The sequence below is a fragment of the Gemmobacter caeni genome, from assembly GCF_003054195.1.
In the GTDB taxonomy this organism is placed as follows: Bacteria; Pseudomonadota; Alphaproteobacteria; order Rhodobacterales; family Rhodobacteraceae; genus Gemmobacter; species Gemmobacter caeni.
The window spans coordinates 87,559-96,888 of record NZ_QBKP01000004.1 but is presented as its reverse complement, the minus strand read 5'-3'; the positions used below and the strand labels follow the sequence as shown (position 1 = coordinate 96,888).

At 66.3% G+C, this 9,330-nt stretch carries 9 protein-coding genes; 3 read left to right on the top strand and 6 right to left on the bottom strand.

Translation table 11 applies throughout. From position 1 onward, the window contains the following. Nucleotides 1-68 precede the first annotated feature (68 nt). Entirely contained in the window at nt 69-491 is a 423-nt protein-coding gene (locus C8N34_RS07840; RefSeq protein ID WP_054301590.1) for a tellurite resistance TerB family protein, read from the top strand. Between the two features lie 39 nt (nt 492-530). Here the strand turns inward: C8N34_RS07840 and C8N34_RS27225 are convergent, their stop codons facing one another. From C8N34_RS27225 to C8N34_RS07820, 4 genes are all read right to left on the bottom strand, one after another. Beyond that, nucleotides 531-1,106 carry a hypothetical protein gene (locus C8N34_RS27225; RefSeq protein ID WP_108128409.1) on the bottom strand — a complete coding sequence of 192 codons (576 nt, stop codon included), beginning with the start codon at nt 1,104-1,106 and terminating at the stop codon, nt 531-533. A gap of 21 nt (nt 1,107-1,127) precedes the next feature. Beyond that, on the bottom strand, nt 1,128-2,576 hold the full coding sequence (locus tag C8N34_RS27110; protein WP_145693592.1) for an OmpA family protein: 1,449 nt from the start codon (nt 2,574-2,576) through the stop codon (nt 1,128-1,130). Between the two features lie 83 nt (nt 2,577-2,659). Further along, nucleotides 2,660-4,141, bottom strand: coding sequence for a D-alanyl-D-alanine carboxypeptidase/D-alanyl-D-alanine endopeptidase (dacB, locus tag C8N34_RS07825; protein ID WP_108128407.1), 1,482 nt, complete (start codon nt 4,139-4,141; stop codon nt 2,660-2,662). Nucleotides 4,142-4,206: 65 nt separating this feature from the next. Next, on the bottom strand, nt 4,207-4,830 hold the full coding sequence (locus tag C8N34_RS07820) for a nicotinate-nucleotide adenylyltransferase (protein ID WP_054301594.1): 624 nt from the start codon (nt 4,828-4,830) through the stop codon (nt 4,207-4,209). Nucleotides 4,831-4,906: 76 nt separating this feature from the next. Here C8N34_RS07820 and C8N34_RS07815 point away from each other — a divergent pair, with 76 nt between their 5' ends. After that, entirely contained in the window at nt 4,907-5,386 is a 480-nt protein-coding gene (locus C8N34_RS07815) for a GNAT family N-acetyltransferase (protein ID WP_108128406.1), read from the top strand. A 135-nt stretch (nt 5,387-5,521) separates the two neighbouring features. Continuing rightward, the gene (gene ettA / locus C8N34_RS07810; RefSeq protein WP_054301596.1) at nt 5,522-7,177 is read left to right on the top strand and encodes an energy-dependent translational throttle protein EttA; all 1,656 of its coding nucleotides are present in this window, start codon (nt 5,522-5,524) and stop codon (nt 7,175-7,177) included. A gap of 51 nt (nt 7,178-7,228) precedes the next feature. On the opposite strand, the gene C8N34_RS07805 is transcribed toward ettA, so the two are convergent. Both C8N34_RS07805 and C8N34_RS07800 read right to left on the bottom strand, forming a co-directional pair. Beyond that, nucleotides 7,229-7,936: a VIT1/CCC1 transporter family protein gene (locus tag C8N34_RS07805; protein ID WP_054301597.1), complete on the bottom strand. Its 708-nt coding sequence runs from the start codon at nt 7,934-7,936 to the stop codon at nt 7,229-7,231. Nucleotides 7,937-8,001: 65 nt separating this feature from the next. Further along, complete coding sequence (locus tag C8N34_RS07800; RefSeq protein ID WP_108128405.1) at nt 8,002-9,309, bottom strand: replication-associated recombination protein A; 1,308 nt, start codon at nt 9,307-9,309, stop codon at nt 8,002-8,004. Between the last annotated feature and the right edge of the window lie 21 nt (nt 9,310-9,330).

Here is a 9,330-nt window from a genome sequence, read left to right as displayed (position 1 = left end):
CTGTCCTATTGCCGCCCCTGCCCCGCGTCAATATTCTCAGGGCCGATACAGTTCAAAGGACGACTCCCGTGCCCGATACACCGGCCTCTCTTTCCCCGCAGGATGCTCTTGTCGCCGTGATGATCGCGGTTTCCGCCTCGGACGAGAACATGCGCACCTCCGAGCTGGTGGCGATTCAACGCATGGTGAATCACATGCCGGTCTTCGCCGACTACGATACCGACCGCCTGCGCCCCGTCGCGCAGACTGTCTTCGACCTGTTCGAGGAAGAGGACGGGCTGGATGCGCTGTTCGGCCTGATCCGCGACGCCCTGCCCGACCGGCTGTTTGAAACCGCCTATGCACTGGCCTGTGACGTGGCCGCCGCCGACGGCCAGCTCAATGAAGTTGAGCTGCGCATGCTGGAAGAAGTACGCAACGAGCTGTCCATAGACCGCCTGCATGCCGTGGCGATCGAATGGAGCGCGCGGGTTCGGCATCTGAAACCCTGAAATCGTAAAGGCCCGGAAGAACGATCCGGGCCTTTCATCTTATCCCTCGCCGCCGGGGCGCGGCGGCAGGCCAGCCGCCAGATCGCGCGCCTGAATCACCCATTGATCGCGGGTAACGCGACCCCTGAAGCCTTCAAGGTTCTCGTCCACCCAGGCAATTTCCGCCGCCGTCCAGTTGGCGATCTGGTCAAAGTGATAGAAGCCCAGCCGGTGCAGCAGCGCCTCCAGCTTCGGCCCGACGCCCTTGATCAGCTTCAGATCATCTGCCGCGCCGTTTCGGGGGGCCGACAGCGCCTCCGGGCGCTTGGCCTCCGCCGGACCCGGGTCAGCCATCGCAGCAGGCGCGGCCATGGCAGAAGCCTCGGCCCTGATCGTCGCCTGGCGCGCGGCCTCAAGATCTGCCGTCAAGGCTGCGATGCGTGAAGCCTGGTCACGCCCCTGCGCCTCGCAGGCGGCAAGGCTGTGGCGCAGCCGGTCGGCCGCGCCGTCATCCACGGTCACCGTGACCGGCGCGCGGCGCCCCCAGATGATCCAGCCCGCCAGCAGCCCAACCAGAGTGGCCAGCAGCAACAGCACCCAGATTTCACCGACAAGGAACCCCCAGTTCCTGAACATACCCGCTCTCCTCTGTCCCGATCACTCAGACCACAGCACTGTGGTGCGCCGGTTTCTGGCCCGGCCTTCATCCGTCGCGTTGTCTGCCACCGGGCGCGAGGCCCCGTAGCCCCAGGCCCGCAACATCGCCGCAGGCACACCACGCGCCACCAGTGCGGCCCGCACAGCCTCGGCCCGCCGCTGGCTCAGCGCGATATTGCCCAGCGGATCGCCCGAGGCATCGGTATGCCCGCCGATTTCCGCCTTCAGCCCGACCGCCGCACAAGGGGCAATCACCGCAGCAAGCCGGTTCAGCACCCGTTGCGCGTCGGCATCCAGCCGGTCCGAGCCGGTGACGAAGTTCACCGTCGTCCCCTCCAGCACGTTTTCGGCCTGCGCCTGACAACTCGCCCGGTCGGCCGCGAAACTGGCAACCGGCAGCCAATAGCCCGCCGACAGCCGCTCCGCCTGCCCGGTCGCGGCATTCATACGCTCCGCCCCCTCCGGTGCCTCACTTTCCACCACGTCGATATCCAGCGCCACATCCGGCCCCAGCGCCTCGGCCAGCCGACCGGAGATCAGCTCGCGGTCGGCCCCGGCACCAAACCCGGCCTCGATGCGGCTGCCGCCCGGCCCGATTCGCACACGCAACCGCTCAAAATCCGCCATCCACCCCTTCAGGATCCCGAAAATTGCCGGGACCTCAGGCATCGGCTCTCCGATCAGGGCAGATTTCGCCTCGTTATCTATCCGCGCCAGCCCCAGCGCGCCCGCAACTGCCGCGACCTCCAGCCCCTTGGGCAGCTTGCCGGTCAGGACCGCGCCCTGCATCGCCGAATAATCCAGCGTCCAGTCGGGCGGCGTGCCATCATCGCGCAGCGTCAGATCCAGAGAAACCGCGCCCTCCGGCAATCCCGCAAGCGCCAGCAGAACAGCGCCCCGCTCCCCCGGCCCAAGAACATCGCCCGAGACGTGCAGCTTGCCGTCACTGACCTCCGCCGCGCCGGAAATCATCGGGCCAAGCGCCGCGATCCCCGCGATCACGGCAGGCATCTGCCCCTCCGGTGCGCCCGAAGCAAGGACCAGTGCCGAAGCCGCCTCGCCCAGTGCCGGCGTCAGCAGGGCGCGGGCCTTCTCGGTCGGGACATGCCCGCTGGCAGAAAGCCCGCCCTCCGCCGATTTGAACACAGCCGTTTCAAAGGGCGAGACGGCAGGCAGCAGTTGCAACTCGCCCCGCACCACACGACGGCCCGGCACGTTGTTGAGAGCGGCCATCAGCGCATCCCGCTCGGCCGCGCTGTCGGCCAGCCCGGCAATATTGATATCGCGCCCCGAGACCATGGTTGAAATACCATGCACCGATCCGCCAGCCACCTGCGCCGCCCCCGCCGCGATCCGGCTTTGGAGGGCGGGCGCTTCGTGACTGTTCGCCCAAAGCCCCAGCACCGCGACGCCCAGAAGCATCACCCCGATCCCCAGAACCTTGCGCAAGCCGACCTCCACCTCAAGACCGCGGCAGTCTTGACCGCCCGCCCCCCGTGATCAAGGGGGAAGGCGGCGCAAAATGTCACAGATCAGCCGTGCAGCGTCGCCCAGCGGGTGATCAGCGCCGCTTGCAGCCGCCGCGCGCGCTTCTGATAGTCCAGCCCGCCCGCAGGCTGCTCCCGCGCCTCGGGCGGCAGGGCTGCGCGCCGGGCCGTATCGGCGGCGAAGATCGCAAAGGCCAGACGGCGCCCCCCCGGCGGCGCGATATAGCCCGCCAGTGACGAAACGAAGTTGAGCGTACCGGTCTTGGCATGAACCTGCACCGGGTGCCCCTTGATGATCTGTCCCTTGTCATCACGCATGCCGTGGTTCTTCAGCAAGCCCGGCAGCGCGCTGGCCTGAACATCCCCAAGCAACCGCACCATATCTGCGGGCGAGATTCTGCTTTGCCCGCCAAGACCCGAATGGTCGACGAAATGCGCCGACATGCCATGCCGCAACCGCGCCCATTCCTGCATCGCCAGCGCCGAAGCCCGCAGGCTGGCCGCCTGCGAGGCCGACATCCCGGCCACCTCGGCAGTAAGGTTCGTCGAATGCTTCAGCATGTCTTTCAGGATGCCTTCCAGCACAGGGCTGTCATGGCGCGCCAGCAGTTCGGCACCGTCAGGCAGGCTCTCGATCACCTCGGGCGCAGGCAGGGCAATACCCTGCGCCGCCACAAGGGTGCGGAACACATCGCCCGCATAAAGCGCCGGATGACGGACCGGCAGCCACCGCGCACCGCCCTTGCCCAAAGCCTCGGAGGCCACGGTCCAGCGGTCGGCCCCACCATCGCCCTCGTAAGTGAACAGCGGGCGCGCCCGCGTGGCGATACGGACGCTGGCCATATGGACCTCGGGCACGAAACGCTCGGCCCGTGCATCCATGGTCAGCCGCCAGTCAGCCCCGGCCCGGCGCCATTCGAAATGCACGCGGTTGAAATTGAGGTTCAGCCCGGCCACGGCGGGATTGTAGCCGACGAAATCGGGCTGCTCGCCGTCGATGCGCGGCAAAAGCGGCAGCGCGCCGCCCCAGACCAGAAGCCGGCCCGTCGCGCCCCTGATCCCCTGCGCCGCCAGCTTCGCCGCCAGATCCCCCAGCATGTCGGTATCCAGTACCGGATCACCGCCCCCCGCGAGGATCAGATCACCCTGCACCACCCCCTGCACCACCGGCCCACGCCGCAGCACACGGGTCTGGAAGCGATGCACCGGCCCCAGCCGGTCCAGCGCGAAGGCCGCCGTCACCGATTTCAGCACACTGGCAGGCGGCATCGCCTGATCGGCGTCCCGCGCCTCGATCACCGCGCCGGTCACGGCATCGGCCACGATGAAGCCCACCGCCCCGCCCAGCTTCGCCGCTTCCACCAGCTGCCCGGCGCTTTGCGGCTCGGCCCGGACCGCGCCACCATCCCCCCGGCGACGCGGCAACAGCGAGGTGGCGGGCGCTTCGGCCCAGAGCGGCGTCGCCGCCCCGGCCAGAAGCCCGCCAAGCACAAATCGCCGCGTCGGGGAAAAGGGAGGGCGGGACATGGGGACTCACTCCTGTTCAACGCTCATAGCCATAGCGCCAGCGCGATCCGCACGAAACCCCGTGCTCAGCCCGGCGGCGCGTTGCCGCCGCGCCCCCATTCCCCGCGCGCCCGGATCGCGCTTGAGGACATGTCGTTCAGCGGCACATCGGCCAGCACCCAGACCGGCGGCCTGAGCAGACCCAGATCGCCCGCCGCACCTTCGGTCACGCGCTCGCGGGCATACACGCGGGCAGCCCGCCCCATCCGGCCCTTCACGCCCCAGCCGGGCCGCGCCAGCACCCCCACGGGCACCGCCTGCATGATCTGCTCCCAGCGGTCCCAGCGATGGAACTGCACCAGATTGTCCGCGCCCATCAGCCAGACGAAGTTCACCCCCGGATAGATCGCCTGCAACCGCCGGATCGTCGCCGCCGTGTAGCGGGTGCCCAGATGCGCCTCCAGATCGGTGACCACGACGCGCGGATGCCGCATCAGGGCCCGCGCCCGCGCCAGCCGCTCGGCCATTGGCGCCGGCTGACGCGCCTTCAGCGGGTTGCCCGGCGTCACCAGCCACCAGACCCGGTCCAGCCCGAACCGGCGCAGCGCCTCGCGCGTGATATGCACATGCCCCTCATGGGCCGGATCGAAAGATCCACCCAGAAGCCCCACGGTCATGCCGCGCGTCGCGATCGGAAACCCCTGGCGCATCCCTGTCTCCCCCATTCGCGTTCAAACCACGCAGGCACAGGCTTGCCAAGGGCCGATGCGCGGGTAACAACACGGTATGACACCGATCCGTCCTTTTCCCGTTGACGCGCCCGAGGCAACCGCCTGTCTCGTCGCCTATTTCGCTGAACTCAGCGCGCGGTTCGGCCAGACCTTCGACCCCTATGCCGATGCCGACCCCGCCGCGCTGCAACCGCCGCGCGGGCTGTTCCTGATCGCAGGAACCGGGATGCCCATGGGCTGCGTCGCCCTGCGCACCGGCGCCGAGGGCCTGCCCCCCGGCACGGGAGAGGTAAAACGTCTCTGGGTGGCACCTGCCGCGCGTGGGCAAGGCCTTGCCCGCCGCCTGATGGCAGAGGTGGAAACCGCCGCACGCGGCATGGGGCTGAGCCACCTGCGGCTCGATACCAGCCGCCATCTGCCCGAAGCGCAGGCGCTTTACCTGCGCGATGGCTGGACCGGGATCCCACGCTACAACAGCAATCCCTACGCCGATCACTGGTTCGAGAAACAGCTGGGTCCGGCGCAGATTTCCTGAAAGAAATTCGCAAAAGGTTCCCCGAAACCTTTTGCCCGCACCGTCCGGCGGCCTGCGCCTGACCTGACGCGCGCGCGTTGCCCTTCGGCTGCTTCTCCGCTACATACGCGCCAACCCGCGATACGGAGATCCGCAATGGCCAGCTATCAATACGTTTACCACATGGATGGCGTCTCCAAGACCTATCCCGGCGGCAAGAAGGTGTTCGAGAACATCCGCCTGAACTTCCTCCCCGGCGTGAAGATCGGTGTGGTCGGCGTCAACGGCGCCGGCAAATCCACCCTGCTGCGCGTCATGGCCGGCTGGGACAAGGATTTCACCGGCGAGGCCTGGGCCGCCAAGGGCGCAACCGTGGGCTATCTGCCGCAGGAGCCGCAGCTCGACGAAGCGCTGTCTGTGCGCGAGAATGTGAAGCTCGGCGTCGCCGCGAAGCAGGCCAAGCTCGACCGCTACAACGAACTCGCCATGAACTACTCGGATGAAACCGCCGACGAGATGTCGCGGTTGCAGGACGAGATCGACGCCGAAAACCTGTGGGATCTGGACAGCCAGATCGACATCGCGATGGAAGCCCTGCGCTGTCCGCCGGACGACGCCAATGTCGCGACGCTCTCGGGGGGCGAGCGCCGCCGGGTCGCGCTGTGCAAGCTGCTGCTTGAAGCGCCCGACATGCTGCTTCTGGACGAACCGACCAACCACCTCGATGCCGAAACGATCGCCTGGCTGCAAAAGCACCTGATCGAATACAAAGGCACCATCCTGACTGTCACCCACGACCGTTACTTCCTGGATGACATCACCACTTGGATTCTGGAACTGGAACGCGGCCGCGGCATCCCGCATGAGGGCAACTACTCCTCGTGGCTCGACGCAAAGGCCAAGCGCCTCGCGCAGGAAGCCCGTGAGGACAAGGCCAAGCAGAAAGTTCTTGAAAAGGAACTGGAATGGATCAGGGCCGGGGCCAAGGCCCGTCAGGCGAAATCGAAAGCCCGTATTCAGGCCTATGAAAAGATGGCCGACGAGTCGGTCAAGGAACTGGTCGGCCGCGCCCAGATCATCATTCCGCACGGCCCGCGCCTTGGCTCCAAGGTCATCGAATTCGAAAACGTCTCCAAGGCGATGGGCGACAAGCAGCTGATTGAAAACCTGTCCTTCATGCTGCCGCCCGGCGGCATCATAGGTGTGATCGGTCCCAACGGCGCGGGGAAATCCACGCTGATGAAGATGATCACCGGGCAGGAACAGCCCGACAGCGGCACCATCACGCTGGGCGATACCGTGCAACTGTCCTATGTCGATCAGTCACGCGACAGCCTCGACCCGAACAAGAACGTCTGGGAGGAAATCACCGACAGCCTCGACATCGTGGTTCTGGGTGATGCCGAGGTGAACAGCCGCGCCTATTGCTCCTCCTTCAACTTCAAGGGGTCTGACCAGCAGAAGAAGGTCGGCATCCTGTCGGGCGGTGAGCGCAACCGCGTTCACATGGCCAAGCTGCTGAAATCGGGCGGCAACGTCCTGCTGCTTGACGAACCGACCAACGACCTTGACGTTGAAACCCTTCAGGCGCTTGAAGCGGCAATCGAAGAATTCGCGGGCTGCGCGGTTATCATCTCGCACGACCGTTTCTTCCTTGACCGCCTCTGCACCCATATCCTCGCCTTTGAAGGCGATGCGCATGTGGAGTTCTTCGAAGGCAACTTCGACGATTACGAACAGGATAAGATCCGCCGCCTCGGCCCGGATTCCGTGAACCCCAAGCGTGTGAAATACAAGAAGTTCACCCGCTGAACCAAAAACGGCGCGCCCCTGGCGCGCCGTTCCTCTTTCCGGCCCGCTGCCTCAGACAGCAATACCGAAGACATGGCCAACCCCGGCAGTAATCGCCATGGCCGCCGCCCCCCAGAACAGCACCCGCAAAGTCGCCCGCAGTTTCGGCGCGCCGCCCGCCTGCGCCCCCAGCGCACCCAGCACCGCAAGGCAGACCAGCGTCGCGATCACCACCACGGGGATCACCAGCCCTTCCGGGGCCAGAATCGCCGCCAGCAACGGCATCGCCGCCGCGATCGAGAAGGTCAGGCCCGAAGCGAAGGCCGCCTGCAAGGGGTTGGCGGCGTGCACCTCGCTTAACCCCAGCTCCTCGCGCACATGGGCGCCAAGCGCATCCTTCTCGGTCAGCTCGCGCGCCACAAGCGCCGCAGTCGCCGGTGAAAGCCCCCGCGCTTCGTAGATCGAGGCCAGTTCACGCTCTTCCTCTTCGGGCATGTCGATCTGTGCCTGCCGTTCGCGCGCGATATCGGCACGCTCGATATCGGATTGCGAACTGACCGAGACATATTCGCCTGCCGCCATCGACATGGCACCTGCGGCAAGTCCGGCGGCGCCTGCGATCAGCACGGCCGAGGGCGAGGGATCGGCCGCCGCCACCCCCACGATCAGCGAAGCTACGGAAACGATGCCATCATTCGCCCCCAGAACGGCCGCGCGCAGCCAGCCGGAGCGGTTGATGAAATGCAGTTCTTCATGGGCAGATTGGTAGGGAAGGCTCATCTTGTCCTCACATGTCACATCCTGAATGTGTCATGCCGCACCAGCCGCCACAAGCCCGCCTGCTGTCACACCCCGTTGCGCCGGGCGCGCAGCTTCGCAAAATAATCCACCCGCTTTTTCAGCTCGCGCTCGAAGCCACGTTCCGGTGGCGCGTAGAACACGGGGCGTTTCATGCCTTCGGGGAAATAATCCTGCCCTGAAAAGCCGTCCTCAGCATCGTGATCATAGGCATATCCTGCACCATAGCCGATCTCTTTCATGAGCTTGGTCGGCGCGTTGCGGATGTGCAGCGGCGGCGGCAGGCTGCCGGTGTCGCGCGCAGCCACCCGCGCCGCCTTGTAGGCGACGTAAACCCCGTTCGATTTCGGTGCCAGCGCCAGATAGACCACAGCATTGGCGAGCGCCAGTTCCCCCTCGGGACTGCCCAGACGCTCATACGTCTGCCAGGCATCAATGCAGACCGCCTGCGCCTGCGGATCGGCGAGGCCAATATCCTCCACCGCCATACGGGTCAGGCGGCGAGCCAGAAAGCGCGGGTCTTCGCCACCTTCCAGCATGCGGGCAAACCAGTAAAGCGCGGCATCCGGGTCACTGCCGCGCACCGATTTGTGCAGGGCCGAGATGAGGTTGTAATGCTCTTCGCCCGACTTGTCGTATTTGGTCGCCCGTCGCATCAGGCGTTGGCCAAGCTGTTCCGGCGTCAGCGTGCCGCCCTTGTGGGCCGCCACCTGCTCGATCAGGTTCAGCAGCGCCCGGCCATCGCCATCGGCCATCTCCAGCAGCGTCTCGCGCGCCTCGCCGGTCAGCGGCAGCGCGCGGCCCAGCTCTTTCTCGGCCCGCTGTGCGAGGCGCTCCAGATCGGCAAGGCTCAGCCGTTCCAGCACGATCACCTGCGCCCGGCTGAGCAATGCGGCATTCAACTCGAAGGACGGGTTTTCAGTGGTAGCACCGACCAGAAGGATGGTGCCGTCTTCCATATGTGGCAGAAACCCGTCTTGCTGCGCCTTGTTGAAGCGGTGGATCTCATCCACGAACAGCAGCGTCCCCTGCCCGTTGCCGCGCCGGATCTTCGCTTGCTCGAATACCTTGCGCAGCTCCGGCACCCCGGTGAAGATCGCGCTGATCTGCACGAAGGCCAGATTGGTCTGATCGGCCAGCAGCCGCGCGATGGTGGTCTTGCCCACCCCCGGCGGCCCCCAGAGAATCAGCGACGACAGACTGCCCGCCGCCAGCATGGCGCCCAGTGGCCCGTCAGGACCAAGCACATGACCCTGCCCGATCACCTCGTCCAGACTGCGCGGACGCAGCCGGTCCGCCAGCGGGCGCGGCGCCTCGGGCTTCGGGGCAGAGGGGGAGTCGAACAGATCGGCCATGGTGCAAGATTACGCCGCCTG